Below are 17837 nucleotides of genomic sequence, written 5' to 3'. Positions count from 1 at the left end.
AGGCGCTGGCGCGGGATGGGCACATCCTTTGCGGACTGAATTTCGGATGCCGTATAAACACAAGATCGATATGGGGGATAAGAAGCGATGACGACACCATTTATGGACGGATTGCAGGATACATACCGTTCCACCGTGTGGCCTGGGCTCGTGCTGACGCGGAAAGGGCGGCATTTGCTGCTTGAGGCGCCGGAGCTGCTGGACAGCATCGGAAGCTCCATTCACGGAGGCGGCATGAGCAGGCTGCAGCGGGTGACGAATATGTACGTGGACCGGACGTACGACTGCAGCGACCCCGTTCGCGACGCGGAGGAATGGCTCACGGCGTGGGGATACCCGCTGGAGACGACGGCAGGGCTGCTGACGGCAGTCCAGCTGCGCCATGCGGCGGTGCATGAAGAGAAAAACGAGCAGGCCGCGGTGTTCTGCTGCACGACGGCGGGCGTATCCAACGCGGCCCGTGCGGGTTCGGAGCGGCGGACGTTCGCGGCCTATACGCCGGGAACGATCAACATTATGCTGGCCATCGACGGCCAGTTGACGAAGTCGGCCATGCTGAACGCCGTCATGACGGCGGTGGAGGCCAAGGCCGCGGCGCTGGCCGACCTGGACGTGCGCGACCCAGACAATGGGCTGATCGCAACGGGGACGACGACGGACGCCGTCGTCCTCGGCGTCAGCCAAAGCGCCGCTTTCGCCGGGCTGCACCGCTATGCGGGCACTGCGACCGACCTCGGCGCGATGATCGGCCGCGCAGTATACGGCACGGTGAAGGAAGGTCTGCTGGCGGCCTGGAGCGAGCGGAAATGACCGCGGTATGGATCCTTGCAGCGGCTTTTATTATCGATTGGATCATCGGGGATCCAAGATGGATTCCCCATCCGGTCATCGGCATGGGAAAGGCGATCAAAAAGGTGGAAAACGCCATTCGGGCAAGGGTCACCCGCCCGGAAGGACTCAAGAGAGCGGGAATTCTGCTCCCGGTCATCGTGGCGGGCGGCTCCCTGCTGCTGACATGGCTTGTGCTCTGGGGGCTTCATAAGGTGCATCCTTGGCTGGCCTGGGCTGTGGAGGCGGTGCTGATCGCCACGACGATCGCCGTCAAAGGGCTGAAGGATGCCGGCAAGGAAGTGCGTGGCCATCTGCGGCGCGGTGATCTGCCGGAGGCGCGCAAGTCGCTCGGCATGATCGTCGGCCGGGACACAGCCCACCTGGACGAGCCGGAGATCGTCCGCGGGACGGTCGAAACGGTGGCGGAAAATATCGTCGACGCCGTCGTTTCGCCGCTGTTCTACGCCATCATCGGCGGCGCGCCCCTGGCGATGGCCTACCGGGCGGTGAACACGCTGGACTCTATGGTCGGCTACAAGAACGACAAATATTTGCATCTCGGCTGGGCGTCGGCGAGGCTGGATGACATCGCGAACTTCATTCCAGCGCGGATCACCGCAGGCATCCTGGTGGTATCCGCCTGGCTGCTCCGGCTGGATGCCGCCAGAGCCTGGCGCACCGTGCGCCGGGACGCACGCCGGCATCCGAGCCCGAACAGCGGCTTTCCCGAATCCGCGGTGGCGGGCGCGCTCGGCATCCGGCTCGGCGGCGAGAACGTGTACCACGGCGTCGCCTCGTTCCGCGCCTACATGGGCGAGGCGCTGCGCCCGATGGAGGCACGCGACATCACGATGACGATCCGGCTGCTCATCTCGGTATCGGTCATCTTCATTCTGCTGGGCATCGCCGTGCTGTGGGCGGCAGGGGGCAGCTTATGGACGAGATGGTGAGACAGGCTGATCTGCTGCTGGTCCGACACGGCACGACGCCGTGGAACCGGGAGAAGCGGTATCTCGGGCATACGGATATCCCGCTGGATCCGGGCGGCAGGGACGAGCTTGCGCCGCTGGCCCGGAAGCTGGCCGGGAAGGTGCTCAGCGGTGTGTACTGCAGCGACCTGGCCCGTTGCCGGGAGACGCTGGCGATCGTCAGTCCGGCGTACGCAGACGCTGCGGTGTATGACCCGCGGCTGCGGGAAATGGACTTTGGCGCCTGGGAAGGGCATACCTATGAGCAGCTGCAGCATGAGCCTCTTTACCGGCAGTGGATCGATTCGCCACAGCAGGTTACCCCGCCGGGCGGGGAGTCATGGAAAGATTTTGCCGGGAGGATCGACGGGTTTATCGGCAACCTGCTAAAGGACGTGGAAAAGGTATGCAGTAAAACGATCGGGACCGCGATTGGCAGTGGGCGGTTGCTTTCCGGATCGAAGGGGATCGAGATTGGCGGGGTGAGACCTTCCGGATCGAAAGGGAGCAAAGACAGCGAGGCGGTCCTTTCCCGATCGGAAGGATCGGAAGACACAGGCCCCGAATTGCAGGCTCTGCCGGAGATGCTGATCGTCGCCCATGGCGGCGTCCTGCGGCAGCTCGCGGTTAGCCTCGTCCCAGGGCTGTCCTTCTGGGACGTTCATGTTCAGCCCGGGAGTTTACGGCGGATCCGGCTAAGCTTCAGCGAAGAAACCGGCAGTTGGAACGGCATCCTGGTGAATGAAGCTTGAGAGAGGATACAAACGGGGGAACGGTCGTCATCGACTGATCAGGATCCAACGATCCGGCCAACAGGAAGCGGCAAAACAGCTCAGGCCGCCGACGTACAAGGGGTCGCTCCCCGATTCGTCTGTTCCTCCTAGTTTGGATATGCCCTCGGACACACGACCGGACATGCACATCGGCAAGTGCTGGACACAAAAATTCCATTGTCACCCGCAGGCTTTTCCCCTATAATCAGGACAAAAGAAGCATGGCCAGGATAATTAAATAGGAGTGCTTGTGAGGTCCCGGAAGCCGTCTGCCGTATAAAGCGAGCGTCGATCCGGGTGAAAAGGGAAGCCGGTGCAACTCCGGCACGGTCCCGCCACTGTAAACAGGTATGTCCCCAGAAAGCCACTGTTCCGCCGCTGCAGCGGGATGGGAAGGCGGGGATGATGTTACCCAGCCTGTGAGTCAGGAGACCTGCCTCAGAAGAAGAAATGACGGTCCTTCGAGGAAAGGATTACGTTTCACGTGCCCTTTACATCGCATGCTTCGCCGCGGCTCAAGCAAATATTGGCTTGACTTCGCAGCATGCCAAGGCACACCGGTCCATCGCGGCGATGCCGCGGGATGTTCCGTGCAGACGTAATCCCTGATTCTTGATCGAACAAGAGTCAGGGTTTTTTAGTTGAAAAGAATAGAGCGGCAGGCGCCATACACCTGCTCATCGTATCAGCGCCGCATCTCTTACATTTCCGTCAGGTTTATTCCGTTTTCGTATACCGGTCAGGCCTCTTTTGTGAATATCATTTGACAGACAAAGAGGGAGAGAACGAAATCATGAACGTAACATTAAAACGCTGGTCCACAGGCCTCGCGGCGCTGCTGCTGGCCTTATCGCTGAGCGCCTGCGGCGCCAAGAACGAAGACAGCTCCGCCTCGCAGCAGCCTGCGGCCCAAACGGAGCAAAGCACGGATAACAGCGCGTCGCAGACAAAGACAGACGAACTGAAAACAACCTATCCGCTGACCATTCAGGATGCGACCGGAGAATCCTTTACCTTCAAGGAAGCGCCGAAGCATATCATCTCGGTATCTCCAGCCGAGACGGAGGCGCTCTTTGCGATCGGGCTGGACAGTGAGATCGTCGGGGTGTCCGATTATGACGATTACCCGGAAGCGGCCAAGTCTAAGGCAAAAATGGGCGGCATCACCAAGCCGAACGAGGAAGCGATCATTGCGGCCCAGCCGGACATCGTGTTCACCGGTATTTCGATGAGCGAGGAAGCGGTGAAGAAGCTGCGCGACCTCGGCATTCAGATTTTCAAGACCGATCCGAAAACGGTTGATGACGTCATCAAAAATATCGAGACCTACGGCCTCATCACCGATCATCAGGCGGAAGCCAAAGCGGTAGTCGACAAGATGAAGCAGGAGGAGAACGAGGTTACCGAAGCGGTAAAATCATTGACTCCGGAGCAGAAGAAAAAGGTATACATCGAATTTTCCCCGGGCTGGACGGTCGGCAAGGGCGAGTTCATGGATGAGCTGATCACTCTGGCCGGCGGCGTGAACGTGGCGGCGGACACCGAGGGCTGGAGCGAAATCAGCGAAGAGAAAATCATCAAGGACAATCCGGACGTGATTTTGTATGCCAACAGCGTCATCGACGAGAAGACGAAGAAGAGCCTTGGCGACATCATTAAAGGCCGCAGCGGCTGGGACCAGATTACAGCCGTGAAGAACGATGCGGTCATCGGTCTTGACGACAATCTGCTGAGCCGTCCGGGCCCGCGCGTCACGCAGGGCCTGAAGGAAGTGGCGAAAGCCATTTATCCGGACCTCTTCAAATAATGAGCAAAAAGCTGGCAGGCTATGGAGGAATCGGCATCTTCCTGCTCGTCCTGACCCTGCTGATCTGTCTGGGGATCGGCTCGGTCGCGCTGCCGATCCGGGACATCGCCCTTATTCTGCTGCACCGAATTCCATGGATCGGCAGCCATATCGACCCGACGTGGAACGCGTCGTTTGAGCAGATTATCGTGAAGGTGCGGCTGCCGCGGATTCTGCTCGGCATGCTGGTCGGCGCGGCTCTGGCCGTGGCCGGATCGGGGTTCCAGGGTGTGCTGCGCAACCCGCTCGCCGATCCGTTTACGCTCGGGGTTTCCTCGGGGTCGGCCGTAGGCGCGTCGTTCCTGATCTTTTTCGGGCTGCAGTATTCGTTTTTCGGCGGCTGGACACTGCCTGCGGTCGCTTTCGTGACCGGGATGCTGACGCTGTGGATGGTCATCTCTTTGGCCAGGGAGAGCGGGAAGATCCCGACGAACAGCCTCATTCTGTCCGGCGTGGTGATGCAGTCCTTTCTCGGGGCGGTCGTATCCTTCCTTTCGGCGATGTCGAATCGGACGATCAATGAAATTATATATTGGACAATGGGCAGCCTCAGCCTGCGTGGATGGTCGTATACGGCCATCCTTTTGCCGTATTTTCTGGTGGGATTTGTGGTGGTCTGGAGCCGGGCCCGTGCGCTTAATCTGCTGTCCCTGGGCGAGCGGCAGGCGGCCCATATGGGGATGAACGTGGACGGCGTGAAGCTGGGGGTGCTGCTCGTCAGCACGCTGCTCACGGCCGCCGCAGTATCGGTAGCGGGCATTATCGGGTTCGTCGGACTCGTCATTCCGCATGTGATCCGGCTGATCACCGGCCCTGATTACCGGCTGATCGTTCCACTGTCGGCCATCGGTGGGGCCGTCTTTATGGTCTGGGCCGACACGATCGCCCGCTCCCTGCTGGCGCCGACCGAGATTCCGCTCGGCGTAGTGACGGCCTTCGTAGGCGCTCCGTTTTTTGCCTATTTGCTGTACCGGAACAAAAAGCAGCGGAAGGGGAGATGGACATGATCGAGATCAGGGAAGCAGGGAAACAGTATGGCGGGATCACAGCTCTCCGCGGCCTCAACTGGTCGGTTCAGGAAGGCGAATGGTGGGGGATTATCGGGCCGAACGGCAGCGGCAAGTCGACGCTGCTTCAGCTGGTCTCCGGCGTGGAGAAGGCCAGCAGCGGCGAGGTGCTGATTCACGGCAAACCTGCCTCTGCCTATAACCGGAAAATCCTCTCCCGCATGATGGCCGTTCTCCAGCAGGACGGCCTTCCTCCTGTCCATTATCCGGTCAGGGAGGTGCTGGAGATGGGACGTTACCCGTATCAGGATTGGCTCGGCCGGGACGAAGGCGGCGATTCTGACGCCTTGATCGAGAGCATTATGGAGAAGCTGCAGCTGCACGCGCTTGCGGATCGCCCGCTGGATGAGCTGAGCGGCGGGCAGCGCCAGCGCGTCGCCCTTGGCAAAGTGATGGCACAGGAGCCGCGGATTCTGCTGCTTGACGAGCCGACGACGTACTTGGACATCCGTTACCAGCACCAGTTCATGGAGCTGGTGGCGCAGTGGCGGAAGGAAGAGGGCATTACGGTCGTCGCCGTCCTGCATGATTTGAACCTGGCGGCGCAGTTTTGTGATAAACTGCTGGTATTAAGGGACGGGCAGGCGGTCGGCATGGGAACGCCGGAAGACATGCTGACCGAGGAAACGATCCGTCTGGTATACGGCATTGAGCCGGTGATCGTTCCCCATCCGGTCAGCGGCATTCCTCAGGTACTGGTGACCAGGCAGCGGGAGGATTAGAGCAGCCCGGAGAGCGGGTGCGGAAAGTGAACGGGCCGTGAATTGATCGTGTTAGAGGGCAGTTTTACGAGAGAGGGAGTAGATTCAAGATGAACGAACTTTTGAAGCAGTACGTGGAGCGGATCCAGCCTCTGGATGAGGCCGCGTCGAAGGAGGCGGCAGGTCATATCGCCAACCTGACAGTACCGCCGGGCAGCCTTGGCAAGCTGGAGTCGCTGGCGATCCGTCTGGCCGGCATAACCGGCGAGACGAAGCCGCTGTTCGAGCGCAAACAGGTCATCATCATGGCCGCGGACCACGGTGTGTGCGAAGAAGGCGTCAGCGCCTTCCCGCAGGAAGTGACGCCGCAGATGATCCTCAATTTTCTCGCCGGAGGCGCGGCGGTTAACGTGCTGTCGCGGCTGGCCGGCGCGGACATCGTCTGCGTCGACATCGGGGTGAAGAGCGACCTGGCCCATCCGCAGCTCGTGTCCCGTAAGGTACGGTACGGGACGGCCAATATGGCCAAGGGACCGGCGATGACCCGCGAGGAAGCGGAGCAGTCGATCCTGACCGGCATCGCTGTTGTCGAGGAAGCGGTGGCCGAGGGCGTCCGCATCTTTGTCACCGGCGAAATGGGCATCGGCAACACGACGGCCAGCTCGGCCGTCATGTGCGCGCTGACCGGCACGCCGGTCAAGGAGGCGGCCGGGCGCGGGACGGGCCTGACCGACGAGCGCCTGCTTCATAAGATCGGCGTCATCGAGAAGGCGCTCGCCGTCAACGCGCCGGACGCGGCCGACCCGGTCGATGTGCTCGCCAAGGTCGGCGGGCTCGAAATCGGCGGCCTGGCCGGCGTCATCCTCGGCGCCGCCGCCCATCGATGCCCCGTGGTCATCGACGGGTTCATTTCGAGCGCCGCCGCTCTGCTGGCGCGGGCGGTCTGCCCGCTGGCCGCGGAATACATGATCGCGTCCCATGCCTCGCATGAGCAGGGGCACCGCCTGCTGCTGCAGGGGCTCGGGCTGGCGCCGATGCTTGATCTGGACATGCGCGTCGGCGAAGGCACCGGCGGCGTGCTCGGCCTGACGCTGGTGGACGCGGCGTGCCGCATCGTGCGCGAGATGGCCACCTTCGAAAGCGCCGGCATCTCCGGCGGCGAGGCGGTGACGTCCGAGTGAGCGTACTCGTAACGGGCGGCGCCCGCAGCGGCAAGAGCTCCTTTGCGGAGCGCTGGATGATGGCCCACGCGGGGCAGGCGGTGTACGTGGCGACGGCGCAGGCCTTTGACCGGGAGATGGAGGAGCGGATCGCCCTCCATCGGCAGCAGCGCACCGAAGCGGCGTATCCCTGGGAGACCCGGGAGGAGCCGCTGCGGCTGGCGGAGCTGCTTCAGGTGCTGCGCACGGCACGGACTGATTCCGCTGGTGATGCTTCATCCACGGAGGATCGCGTACCTGCCGTGCTGGTGGACTGCCTGACCCTGTGGCTGTCCAACACGCTCCTGGCACTGGAGGGCGAGAAGGATATGGAGCCGCGCCTCATGGTGGCCATCAACCAGCTCGTAGAGCAGATTCAGGCGTATCCCGCCCCGCTGGTGCTGGTCACCAATGAGGTCGGCGACGGCATCGTGCCGGAATACCGGCTGGGCCGGGTGTTCCGCGATTACGCAGGCATCTTGAACCGGAAGGTGGCAGCCGTCAGCGACCAGGTCTTTCTGGTGACGGCCGGCATTCCGATCGAGCTCAAGAGCAGGGAGTACCACTTATGAAAATGTACGTTCAAGCGGCTGCGGCCGCTTTTCAGTTTCTGACCCGTTTTCCGGTCAAGATAACCTTGGATTATACGCCGGAGCTATTCCGCCGGAGCACGCGCTTCTATCCGCTGGTCGGCCTGGGGGTCGGCTTGACCGTCTGGATCGGCGGAGCGGCTGCTTCTTATCTGCTTCCACCGCTTCCTGCCGCCGTTCTCATGCTGATCCTGTGGGTCGGCCTGACCGGGGGCCTGCATCTCGACGGCTGGATGGACACCGCGGACGGCCTGCTCAGCTACCGCTCGCGGGAGCGGATGCTGGAGATCATGAAGGACAGCCGGGTCGGCGCCATGGGCGTCATGGCCTGCGTGCTGCTTCTGCTGCTCAAGGCATCGCTGATTTACTCGCTGCTGCTCGGCGGTCTTCCGCCGCTGCTTCTGCTGCTGCCGCCGGTGTGGAGCCGCTGGTTCATGGTCTATGCGATGGCCTCCTGGCCGATGGCGCGGGGCAAGGAGGGGCTGGCGGGCAGCTACTTCAACAGCATGACCCGGAAGCAGAGCATGGAGTCCTTTCTGCTGGCGGCAGGGCTCACCCTGATCACGGCGCTATTGTCTCCGCTGCTCCCCTACGGTCCTGCCGGGCTCTGGAACTTTCAAGGCATCACCTGGCTTCATGCCGGACTGGCGTGGCTGCTGCTTCCCTTGATAGCATGGGCTGCCGGATGGTGGGCCGGGCGGCGGATGAACGCCAAGCTTGGCGGATTAACAGGCGACACTTACGGCGCGTTGAATGAGGGCATTGAGACCGTCCTGCTGCTCGTGCTGGCCATACTTATCTACCGTTTTTGACAAGGAGGCAGACGCGATGGATTTAACCGATACAACACGGAAGAGCGGTTCTCCAGGGGCCGTGCTGATGCTTCAGGGAACGGCTTCGGACGTTGGCAAAAGCGTCGTGACGGCGGCGCTCTGCCGCATCTTCGTGCAGGACGGATACCGCACGGCACCGTTCAAGTCGCAAAATATGGCGCTGAATTCCTACGTGACCGCAGACGGCAAGGAAATCGGACGGGCGCAGGGGATGCAGGCCGAGGCTAGCGGGATTGAGGCGACCACGGACATGAACCCGATCCTGATCAAGCCGACGGGTGACATGCATTCGCAGATCGTCGTTCACGGGCGCCCGCTGGCCCACATGAGTGCAACCGATTACCGCAGCCGCTTTCTGCCGGAAGCGAAGGAGACGGTGCTGGAAGCCCTCGACAGGCTGCGCGCGCAGTACGATATCGTCGTGATGGAAGGCGCAGGCAGCCCGGCTGAGATTAACCTGAAGGACCGGGACATCGTCAACATGAACCTGGCCGGCTGGGCCGACGCGCCTGTGCTGCTCGTTGCGGACATCGACCGGGGCGGCGTGTTCGCGTTCCTGGTGGGTACCCTGGAGCTGCTGGAGCCGCACGAGCGGCAGCGGGTTAAGGGTTTTATCATCAACAAGTTCCGGGGGGACTTGTCCCTGCTGCAGCCGGGGCTGGACTGGCTGGAAGAGCGGACCGGCATTCCGGTGCTGGGTGTGCTTCCGTACATCCCGGACATCCGCATCGAGGCGGAGGACTCCGTCGTGCTGGATGAGCTGACCTCCAAAGGGCAGTCCGGCCCGGAGCCGGACATCGACATTGCCGTCATCCGTTATCCGCGTATTTCCAACTTTACCGACTTTGACCCGCTGCAGGAGGAAAGGGACGTCCGGGTCCGCTTTATTACCAAGGCGGCCGATTTCGGTCATCCGGATGTGATCATTCTGCCGGGGACGAAGGATACGATTGGGGATCTGCAGTATCTCCGCACTCAAGGCTTCGACCTGGCGATCGCCGCGGCCGTCGAATCGGGCGATGTTCAGCTGGCCGGCATTTGCGGGGGGTACCAGATGCTCGGCAAAATGCTGCATGATCCGGACGCCGCCGATGGAGGCGTCGCCCGGGAGGAGGAAGGACTCGGCTATTTGCCGGTTACAACGACGTTTGCGAAGGAGAAGCGCACGGTCCGCGTTGCCGGCAGGGTAGCAGACCATTCCCCGCTCCTGCTGTCTGCGGAGAGCCGGGGCCAGCTGGCTTCCGGCGAAGCGATTCCCGTCGAAGGATACGAAATCCATATGGGTCAGAGCCGCAGCCTGAAAGGGGAGCAGATGGCCCCGGTGTTTAAGCTGGGACCGGACGGAGAGCAGCCGGCCGCCGAAGGCTGGGGGACGCTGGACGGGCGGATCTGGGGCACCTATCTGCACGGCGTGTTTCATAATGACCGCCTTCGCCGTTTATGGCTCGACCGGATCCGCGAGAGTAAAGGGCTCCGCCCGGTAAAGGAGACATTCTCCGCGTCGGGGCTGAAGGAGCAGGAGTTTGACCGGGTTGCGTCGGTCGTCAAAGAACACCTTGATCTGGAGCGGGTGTATCAAATCATGGGAATATCCGCCCAGACGGTATAGTTTTAAACGGGAAACGGGTAATAAATAGAGGTCATTCCGATGTTGACGTGGCGGATGACTTCTTTTTTTCTTTTTTTGCAGCAACTTATGACATGAAATTAACCCTACCCAAATAGTATGGATTATGCTACACTAAAATCCAGTTTCACAGATTGTCAAAAAAAGCAAGCGACCTGCCCGCGGGCAAGCCGCAGGCACAGGCGTTATTATTTGATATAAGAGGGGAGACGAAAGAGAGATGGACACACTTTGGACTGTGGTGAACGTCGTTGTGATGCTCATCCTGATCGGCCTGTTGATCTGGATGCAGAAAAAGCACGTCTCGTTCACGAAACGCGTATTTACCGGCCTGGCGCTCGGTATTATTTTCGGATTTATCCTTCAATGGGCCTTCGGTACGCAGTCGGAGGTCGTCAGCAAGTCTACCGACTGGTTCAGCCTTGTCGGCAGCGGTTATGTCGGTCTGCTGCAAATGGTCGTCATCCCGCTGATCATGGTATCGATCATTTCGGCGATCATGAACCTGAAGGGCAAACAGAACCTCGGCAAAATGAGCGGTTCGATTATCGCCGTTCTGCTCATCACCGTAGCGATCGCAGCTTCGGTAAGTATCGTAACCAGCTTGTCCTTCAACCTAAAGGCGATTGAGATTCAAGCGGGTGACCGCGAACAAGCGCAAGGTCAGAAGCTGGAAGAGAGAGTGGGCGAGGTCGAGGACAAGTCGATCCCGCAGCAGGTGTTGGAATTCATTCCGACCAATCCGTTCGCGGACATGACCGGAGCACGCCGCTCCTCGACGCTGGCCGTCGTAATTTTCTCGGCCTTTATCGGAGTTGCTGTTCTCGGCATTGACCGTAAAAAACCGGAGCAGGCGGCAACCTTCCGCAAAATGGTCGAAGCGGTCTATGCGGTGGTCCTGCGAATCGTTACGCTGGTGCTCAGGCTGACGCCTTACGGCATCCTGGCCCTGATCACGAAGACGACGGCTACCACGAATATCGATGAGATTCTGAAGCTGGCCAAATTTGTCGGCGCTTCATATGTAGCCCTGATCGTCATGTTCATCATTCATCTGATTCTGATTACGCTGTTCGGATTTAACCCGATCCAATACGTACGCAAAGTATTCCCGACGCTCGTCTTCGCGTTCACTTCCCGTTCCAGTGCGGCAACCATTCCGCTGAACGTGGAAACCCAAACGAAGAAGCTTGGGGTATCGGAAGGGATTGCCAACCTGTCGGCAACCTTTGGTGCCACGATCGGCCAGAACGGCTGCGCCGGTATTTATCCGGCCATGCTGGCGGTCATGATCGCACCGACGGTCGGCATCGATCCGACGAGCTGGGATTTCATTATTAAACTGATTCTGATCGTAACCATCAGCTCCTTCGGGGTTGCCGGCGTTGGCGGCGGTGCCACCTTCGCATCCCTGATCGTGCTGTCCACGATGAACCTGCCTGTGGCACTCGCCGGTCTCCTGATCTCGGTTGAACCGCTGATCGACATGGGACGCACGGCGCTGAACGTCAACGACTCGATCACGGCCGGCCTGATCTCGAGTAAAATTTTGAAAGAGAACGACCAGGATACGTTTAACAACAATCATGTCGAACTTGACTCGGCGCATGCGTAAGCTTGCGAGACGCGTCCGAAGAAATCAAAGCCTTTGCGGGCTTTGGTTTCTTTTTTTGATACGAGTAAGTATCAGCTTGAGAGGCTCGGCATTTTTAGATTGCAATAAAAATCTAGACCATTCGACGTTATTTTCTGCGTCCAAAGGACCGGCCGGCGAGCCGGAGCAAACGGTCCGCAGGGCGGAACAGGCTGCGGAGAAAAAGGGTACGGGCCGCCGCATGGCTTAACAGCGCTGAGATGTTTGAAAGCACCGCACAATCGGGAAAAATAAAATCCGTCACGGAAGTATGTCAAGAAATGGGCCTTTGGCCGCAGTCCGTAAAAAAAGGAAAACGCCGCAACCTCGCGAACATGTTAACCATCCGAAATGACATCCCATGATTCGCCACCTGGAAGGATACTCTTACAAATTCAGGAGGGAATAAGCATGAAAAAAACGAAATGGCTACTGAACATCGGCCTGCTGGGCACGCTGCTGCTGTCCGGATCGGCTGCGGCGTTTGCGGACGACGCGGAGCTTGTGCCGATTGAGACGCTGAAACCGGCGGTCCCCATGGTGAAACCGGTGCTGACGGGAACGGGCGGATCCCTGATCCTGAGCGACTCCCCGGAATCCCCCAAAGTTGAAGGCGCTTACTACAGGGATGCAGTGACCGGATCGTTCCGCATATTTTGGCATCATCAAAATATGACCGGAGAGCCGCTGACCGTGGCCGTGGCCGTGACCAACACATCCGACGAGCCTGTCATGCTGTTCTCGGAGGGGATCGGGCTTGCGACGGATTACTATCCGGATGTCGCCGGTCAGATGGCCTTGGCTGATTTTATGAGCAATCGTGCGGCCCAGAAGCAGGAAGCAATCCTGCAGCCGGGTGAGAGCTATTACTTGACCGCCCTCGCGGAAAATACACACACCGCCAGCGGTATTGCCAATTTTGCCGCGTATACGCAGCAAGGGCATGGGGATGCGACCGTCACGGTAACGACGCTGGGCTATAAAGAGCAGCCGGCCAACCCGTTGGACGTGCCGATTCTGCCGAAGGATGTGCACGTGCGCGGAACATTCCCTCATGCGGACCGTACCGGTACATTGGACTACAATACGTCGAGCGGCAATTCGCTGATCCGCATTTCCTCGGCGGCAACCGGCCCGTGGAGCGACAGCATGCCGGGTGAGTATGAGGAAGGCTGGAACGCGGTGGATGGCGGAACCGTCATCAACAACGGCAATTACGGGGTCATGTATAACCTCAGCGTGGCCATCAACAACGAAGAGGACGTGAAGCGGGTCATTTCGGTGTACGACAACCCGTCCGGCGGCGCGGGCCACTATGTGATCGGCTGGGGCAAGGATCTGCTGCAGTCGCCGTTTGTAAGCTATCAGAACGCCTGGAAGTTTACCGAGTTTACGGTGAACCAAAAAGGCAAAACGATCGCGGCTGAGCTGAGCCTGACCGGTGGGGCGGCCGGACCGCAGACGCTGTATTTTACCAATTCGGACGTGAAGTAAAACATTGCCTTGTGCATGGTGATGAACGAGAGTGATCACTTATATATGCGATATTGAGAGACTGCCCATGCCGGCTGCGAGCGCCGGAACGTGGGCAGTTTTTGTTTGCAGCGGCGCCTCCCGATGGTTCACGGAGACTGCCTAAGACATTTCCAGTCCCAGAAAAAAACATGGCAACATCCGTTTCCGTGTGATACAGTAGTACATGTTTTGGGTCTGATAGATCAGACAAAGAGCCCCAAAGCCGCGGTTCGCAACCATCCCGCGTAATCAAAACTAGGAGGAACACGAGTGTACAATTTGATGTGGGGTATTTTATTCGTACTTGTTAATTTTTCGCTGTACCTGCTGTGCTACCGTTTATTCGGCAAAAAGGGGCTGTACGCCTGGATCGGAGTCGCGACGGTGATCGCGAACATTCAGGTGACGAAGACGATCGATATTTTCGGCATCGTCCTGACGCTGGGCAACACGATGTACGTCAGCCTGTATATGACCAGTGACCTGCTGAACGAAAAATACGGCCGGAAGGAAGCACAGAAGGCGGTGTGGTTCGGCTTTTTCACACTGCTCATGACGACGCTGCTGATGCAGATGGCGCTGTTCTTTACGCCGGATGAGAGCGACCTCGCGCAGGAATCGCTGCAGAACATCTTCGGCCTGATGCCGCGTCTGGCGCTGGGAAGCTTGACGGCTTACTTCGTCAGTCAGTTCCTGGACGTGCGCCTGTATGCCTGGCTGCGGAAGCTGTTCGGCGAGCGGAACCAGTTCTGGATCCGCAACAACGGCAGCACGATGATCAGCTCGCTGGTGGACACGCTTATTTTCTGTACGATCGCTTTTGCTGGACGCTACGAGTTGTCGGTCTGGATCGAGATTTTCCTGACGACGTATCTGATCAAGTTCGTGCTGACCGCGGTGGGAACGCCGTTTCTATATATCGCCCGCGATTTCAAATTCAAGGACGAGGATTAAAGAGAACGGCGGCCTGAAACAATGCGGCTGTTCAATAAATAGGCTGATATGGTAGCAGCACAAAAAACCGGAAGATCCATCTAGCGATGGGTTCTTCCGGTTTTGCCGTTTCATCGGGCATTAACCGCCGATAACCGTTAATTCTTTCGGGTAAGAGGTCAGGACTTCAACGCCATTGTCGGTGACGACGATATCATCTTCGATCCGTACGCCGCCCAGTCCCGGTACATAAATGCCCGGCTCCACGGTGAAAACCATTCCCGGCTGCGCGAGATCCGTATTGCCGCCGTGCACGGACGGATACTCGTGGACATCCATCCCGAGGCCGTGCCCCAGACGGTGCATGAAGTACTGACCGTAGCCTGCGTCCTCGGTGACTTGGCGGGCTGCCAGGTCGATGGAAGCCAGCGTCACGCCGGGCTTGATCGCCTGAATGCCCTGCAGGTTGGCTTCCAGCACGGTGTTGTAAATCTTCGTCAGCTCCTGAGAAATGTCGCCGACCGCAAACGTCCGGGTGATGTCGGAAGCATAGCCGTTGGCGTAGACACCCATATCAAACATGAGCAGGTCGCCGGACTGGATCTTGGTCTGGCCCGGTGTGCCGTGAGGGAGCGCCGTTTTCGGTCCGGTCAGCACCATCGTGTCGAACGAAGGACCGTCCGCACCGAGTTTCTTCATTAAATATTCCAGCTCAGCGACGATTTCGATTTCGGTCACGCCCGGCTTCACGCGGGAGAGGCCCTGCCGCAGTACCTCCTCAATGAGGTCGATCGCATGCTTCATGCGCTGGATTTCTTCCGGCGTCTTGCTGACGCGCATCGCGCGCAGCAGCGGGCCGATATCTTCGTACTGCCCGGCACCGACCGACTGCTGCAGCTGTTCGTAGCGCGCCACGCTGATCTGTTCTTTTTCAATGCCAAGCGTGCCGATCGTGTTCTTGAACTGCTGCCGGAGCAGGTCGTACGGATTGTCCGTGTCGGCATGTGTGATGATGTTTTTTACGGAAGATGCGGCCTGGGCGGCCTCGGCATCGAGGGCGGGTACGATCAGGAGCGGCTGTTCACCGCGGGTCAGCAGCAGGCCGAGAAACCGTTCATGCGGGTTGCTGGCAAAACCGGTCAGGTAGTAAACATGCTTAGGGTCGGTAACGAGCAGGCTGTCGAGGCCGTGTTCGTTCAGGGCTTTCTCCAAGGCGGTCATTCGGTTGCTCATGGTCATTCATCCTTTCTTATGTAGAGAGAGCTGGTGGACAGGCAGTTTTGCCTGATTGCCCGATGGCTCGATGATCCAACTGCCCGATCCAGGCTCCCCGAGTCACTTCAATCCTATGGTTACGCGGCTGGAAAACTTCCGTTAAACCCACTCATTCTCAATGCAATGACGTCGATAGACGTTTTGGTTACCGGTGACTTTGAATGATCTCCCGGATGCGTTCGTTCGGAGACTTGTCGTACAAGCCGCCGTGGTAACAGAACACCCGGTCCAGCGGCAGATCGGCCAGCTTGCCCATGCTCTCGATGGCCTGCGCCATATTCGGCGTAAAACCGGGCACCGGTCCCTGCAGCTCGCCGTCCTTGACAATCAGTTCATCGGCAGCGAGCAGCAGCTTTTCTTTGGGAAGGTACAGACAAATGTGTCCCGGCGTATGCCCCGGCGTGTGAATCACTTGCATGCCGCCGTGCAGCTCCAGCTGATCTCCGTCATGCAGCACCCGGCTGATGGAAATGGTGGAACGCTCGTCGAGAACGTTTTGAATCGCCTCCCGGGCCGCTTCGGGCATTTGGGCTAGACGCTCCGGCGTGACCTTGATCAGCGGCTCTTGTCCGGTGATGACGGGAATATCGTCCTCATGGGCCCAGATCTCAATCCCGGGATTAGCTTCAATCAGGCGGGATACGTTGCCGATATGGTCGATGTCCTGGTGCGTAAGGATGACGCGCTTGATATCGTTCAGGATGAGGCCGGTTTCGGAGACTGCCTTCTGGACCTGGTCGAACAGGCCGACATTGCCGGTATCGACGAGCGTAGCTCCGGTTTCATCCCACAGCAGGACCGGCTGGTAGGCAGGCTGCTCGGCTGTCGGCTGAGCAAAGAGCTCAATGGAAACGATCTGATGTCCGATTTGCATCATTTCCCGGATAAATCCGGTACACCTCCTATGTTCGTTTTGAATGAAATAGCATTGGTTGCTTCTATTATAAACCTCTCATTTCCAAAAAGAAAAAGCAGTCCTTGAAAATGCCTTGGGCCTTGGTGCTGCAAAATGCTGTCTGTTATGGCACGGGCTTGTGGGATACGGGATGCCGTTTGAACACAGCCTGGTAGGAAGGCCGTCCCTTATCGCACCGCCGATGCTGTAAAAGGAGGGGAAGCTTTGCAGAACTATATACGCTTTCCCTTGCCGCTGTGCTAGAATTTTAGAAAAAGCAGAAAGGGAGGGATCAGGGTGAGCATGGAGCAAAAAACGGTGGTCGTGACCGGCGCCAACTCTGGCATGGGACTTGCGACGACGGTCGAGCTGGCGAAGCAGGGAGCGAGGGTCATGATGGTGTGCCGGAGCGAGTCGCGCGGCCAAGCTGCGCTGCAGGAGGCTATCCGCCGGAGCGGCTCGGAGGCGATTGAGCTGATGCTGTGCGATTTGGGCGATTTGGCGAGTATCCGCCGCTTTGCGGAGGTATTCAAGGCGCGCTATCCGGTTCTGGATGTGCTGGTCAACAACGCGGGCGTGGTCATGCTGAAAAGACAGCTGACCCGCGATGGCTTCGAAATGGACCTAGGCGTAAACCACCTGGGCCATTTTCTGCTGACCAACTTGCTGTTGGACCGGCTGACCGCTGCAGAGCAGGGGAGAGTTGTGGTCGTTGCTTCCGGAGCATATAAGGCCGGCAGCATCCACTTTGACGATCCGTTTTTGTCTCGAAGCTTTAACCCGATCAAGGCGTACGCCCAGTCGAAGCTCGCGAATATTTTGTTCACGGTAGAGCTGGCCGAGCGGCTGAAACACACCCGGGTCACTGTAAACTGCATCCATCCCGGCGCCGTCGCGACGCAGATCGGGGTGAACCGCGATACGGGCTTTGGAAAGCGGGTGCTGGCCGCGCTGAAGCCGGTGTTTTTGACGCCGGAGCAGGGGGCGGACACTGCCATTTACCTGGCGGCCTCACCGGAGGTTGCGGGCGTGAGCGGGAAATATTTTTACCGGAAAAAGCAGCAGGCTCTGAAGCCCAAAGCGGCCGGCCGTGAGAGTGCAAGACGCTTGTGGACTTGGAGCGAGCAGATGGTGGGACTGAACGGGTGAGT

General features: G+C 59.1%; 16 protein-coding genes and 1 riboswitch. Of the genes, 14 read left to right on the top strand and 2 right to left on the bottom strand.

All coding sequences use genetic code 11. The features are described 5' to 3' along the window. The first annotated feature begins 87 nt into the window (after window positions 1–87). The 13 genes from FHS19_RS20700 (at window position 88) to FHS19_RS20640 (ending at window position 14537) form a co-directional block, all read left to right on the top strand. On the top strand, window positions 88–810 hold the full coding sequence (locus tag FHS19_RS20700) for an adenosylcobinamide amidohydrolase (protein ID WP_183583689.1): 723 nt from the start codon (window positions 88–90) through the stop codon (window positions 808–810). Then, window positions 807–1781 carry an adenosylcobinamide-phosphate synthase CbiB gene (gene cbiB / locus FHS19_RS20695; protein ID WP_183583688.1) on the top strand — a complete coding sequence of 325 codons (975 nt, stop codon included), beginning with the start codon at window positions 807–809 and terminating at the stop codon, window positions 1779–1781. Before FHS19_RS20700 ends, cbiB begins: the two co-directional genes overlap by 4 nt. Continuing rightward, a complete protein-coding gene (locus FHS19_RS20690) occupies window positions 1766–2551 on the top strand; it encodes a histidine phosphatase family protein (RefSeq protein ID WP_183583687.1) in 786 nt (261 codons plus the stop codon). The genes cbiB and FHS19_RS20690 overlap by 16 nt, the downstream gene beginning before the upstream one ends. A gap of 257 nt (window positions 2552–2808) precedes the next feature. Further along, window positions 2809–3027: riboswitch (cobalamin riboswitch) on the top strand. 338 nt (window positions 3028–3365) lie between these two features. Beyond that, window positions 3366–4379, top strand: coding sequence for an ABC transporter substrate-binding protein (locus tag FHS19_RS20685; RefSeq protein WP_105446008.1), 1014 nt, complete (start codon window positions 3366–3368; stop codon window positions 4377–4379). Then, entirely contained in the window at window positions 4379–5425 is a 1047-nt protein-coding gene (locus tag FHS19_RS20680) for a FecCD family ABC transporter permease (protein ID WP_183583686.1), read from the top strand. The genes FHS19_RS20685 and FHS19_RS20680 overlap by 1 nt, the downstream gene beginning before the upstream one ends. Beyond that, window positions 5422–6207 carry an ABC transporter ATP-binding protein gene (locus FHS19_RS20675; protein WP_183583685.1) on the top strand — a complete coding sequence of 262 codons (786 nt, stop codon included), beginning with the start codon at window positions 5422–5424 and terminating at the stop codon, window positions 6205–6207. The genes FHS19_RS20680 and FHS19_RS20675 overlap by 4 nt, the downstream gene beginning before the upstream one ends. Window positions 6208–6296: 89 nt before the next feature. After that, window positions 6297–7367, top strand: a complete 1071-nt coding sequence (cobT, locus tag FHS19_RS20670) for a nicotinate-nucleotide--dimethylbenzimidazole phosphoribosyltransferase (RefSeq protein ID WP_183583684.1) — start codon at window positions 6297–6299, stop codon at window positions 7365–7367. Beyond that, window positions 7364–7957, top strand: a complete 594-nt coding sequence (cobU, locus tag FHS19_RS20665) for a bifunctional adenosylcobinamide kinase/adenosylcobinamide-phosphate guanylyltransferase (RefSeq protein ID WP_183583683.1) — start codon at window positions 7364–7366, stop codon at window positions 7955–7957. The genes cobT and cobU overlap by 4 nt, the downstream gene beginning before the upstream one ends. Further along, window positions 7954–8787, top strand: a complete 834-nt coding sequence (gene cobS, locus FHS19_RS20660) for an adenosylcobinamide-GDP ribazoletransferase (protein WP_246426703.1) — start codon at window positions 7954–7956, stop codon at window positions 8785–8787. The genes cobU and cobS overlap by 4 nt, the downstream gene beginning before the upstream one ends. A gap of 16 nt (window positions 8788–8803) precedes the next feature. After that, window positions 8804–10417, top strand: a complete 1614-nt coding sequence (locus tag FHS19_RS20655) for a cobyric acid synthase (protein WP_246426702.1) — start codon at window positions 8804–8806, stop codon at window positions 10415–10417. 238 nt (window positions 10418–10655) lie between these two features. Then, window positions 10656–12050 carry an L-cystine transporter gene (locus FHS19_RS20650; protein ID WP_089545559.1) on the top strand — a complete coding sequence of 465 codons (1395 nt, stop codon included), beginning with the start codon at window positions 10656–10658 and terminating at the stop codon, window positions 12048–12050. Window positions 12051–12479: 429 nt separating this feature from the next. Then, window positions 12480–13562, top strand: coding sequence for a hypothetical protein (locus tag FHS19_RS20645; RefSeq protein WP_183583682.1), 1083 nt, complete (start codon window positions 12480–12482; stop codon window positions 13560–13562). A gap of 291 nt (window positions 13563–13853) precedes the next feature. Continuing rightward, the gene (locus tag FHS19_RS20640) at window positions 13854–14537 is read left to right on the top strand and encodes a queuosine precursor transporter (RefSeq protein WP_183583681.1); all 684 of its coding nucleotides are present in this window, start codon (window positions 13854–13856) and stop codon (window positions 14535–14537) included. A gap of 120 nt (window positions 14538–14657) precedes the next feature. On the opposite strand, the gene FHS19_RS20635 is transcribed toward FHS19_RS20640, so the two are convergent. Both FHS19_RS20635 and FHS19_RS20630 read right to left on the bottom strand, forming a co-directional pair. After that, window positions 14658–15749, bottom strand: coding sequence for a M24 family metallopeptidase (locus FHS19_RS20635; protein WP_183583680.1), 1092 nt, complete (start codon window positions 15747–15749; stop codon window positions 14658–14660). Window positions 15750–15936: 187 nt separating this feature from the next. Beyond that, the gene (locus tag FHS19_RS20630; RefSeq protein ID WP_183583679.1) at window positions 15937–16668 is read right to left on the bottom strand and encodes an MBL fold metallo-hydrolase; all 732 of its coding nucleotides are present in this window, start codon (window positions 16666–16668) and stop codon (window positions 15937–15939) included. Window positions 16669–16989: 321 nt separating this feature from the next. Here FHS19_RS20630 and FHS19_RS20625 point away from each other — a divergent pair, with 321 nt between their 5' ends. Further along, complete coding sequence (locus tag FHS19_RS20625; protein WP_183583974.1) at window positions 16990–17835, top strand: SDR family oxidoreductase; 846 nt, start codon at window positions 16990–16992, stop codon at window positions 17833–17835. Window positions 17836–17837 lie beyond the last annotated feature (2 nt).

This window comes from Paenibacillus rhizosphaerae, assembly GCF_014192015.1.
Taxonomy (GTDB): Bacteria; Bacillota; Bacilli; order Paenibacillales; family Paenibacillaceae; genus Paenibacillus_AQ; species Paenibacillus_AQ rhizosphaerae.
Note: the sequence above shows the minus strand (reverse complement) of the source record. Positions and strands in the feature narration are given on the sequence as shown.

Excerpts from the sequence above, each read along its gene's own strand:
- FHS19_RS20700 (WP_183583689.1), top strand. The coding sequence starts at position 88 with ATGACGACACCATTTATGGACGGATTGCAGGATACATACCGTTCCACC.
- cbiB (WP_183583688.1), top strand. The coding sequence starts at position 807 with ATGACCGCGGTATGGATCCTTGCAGCGGCTTTTATTATCGATTGGATC.
- FHS19_RS20690 (WP_183583687.1), top strand. The coding sequence starts at position 1,766 with ATGGACGAGATGGTGAGACAGGCTGATCTGCTGCTGGTCCGACACGGC.
- FHS19_RS20685 (WP_105446008.1), top strand. The coding sequence starts at position 3,366 with ATGAACGTAACATTAAAACGCTGGTCCACAGGCCTCGCGGCGCTGCTG.
- FHS19_RS20680 (WP_183583686.1), top strand. The coding sequence starts at position 4,379 with ATGAGCAAAAAGCTGGCAGGCTATGGAGGAATCGGCATCTTCCTGCTC.
- FHS19_RS20675 (WP_183583685.1), top strand. The coding sequence starts at position 5,422 with ATGATCGAGATCAGGGAAGCAGGGAAACAGTATGGCGGGATCACAGCT.
- cobT (WP_183583684.1), top strand. The coding sequence starts at position 6,297 with ATGAACGAACTTTTGAAGCAGTACGTGGAGCGGATCCAGCCTCTGGAT.
- cobS (WP_246426703.1), top strand. The coding sequence starts at position 7,954 with ATGAAAATGTACGTTCAAGCGGCTGCGGCCGCTTTTCAGTTTCTGACC.
- FHS19_RS20655 (WP_246426702.1), top strand. The coding sequence starts at position 8,804 with ATGGATTTAACCGATACAACACGGAAGAGCGGTTCTCCAGGGGCCGTG.
- FHS19_RS20650 (WP_089545559.1), top strand. The coding sequence starts at position 10,656 with ATGGACACACTTTGGACTGTGGTGAACGTCGTTGTGATGCTCATCCTG.
- FHS19_RS20645 (WP_183583682.1), top strand. The coding sequence starts at position 12,480 with ATGAAAAAAACGAAATGGCTACTGAACATCGGCCTGCTGGGCACGCTG.
- FHS19_RS20635 (WP_183583680.1), bottom strand. The coding sequence starts at position 15,749 with ATGAGCAACCGAATGACCGCCTTGGAGAAAGCCCTGAACGAACACGGC.
- FHS19_RS20630 (WP_183583679.1), bottom strand. The coding sequence starts at position 16,668 with ATGATGCAAATCGGACATCAGATCGTTTCCATTGAGCTCTTTGCTCAG.
- FHS19_RS20625 (WP_183583974.1), top strand. The coding sequence starts at position 16,990 with ATGGAGCAAAAAACGGTGGTCGTGACCGGCGCCAACTCTGGCATGGGA.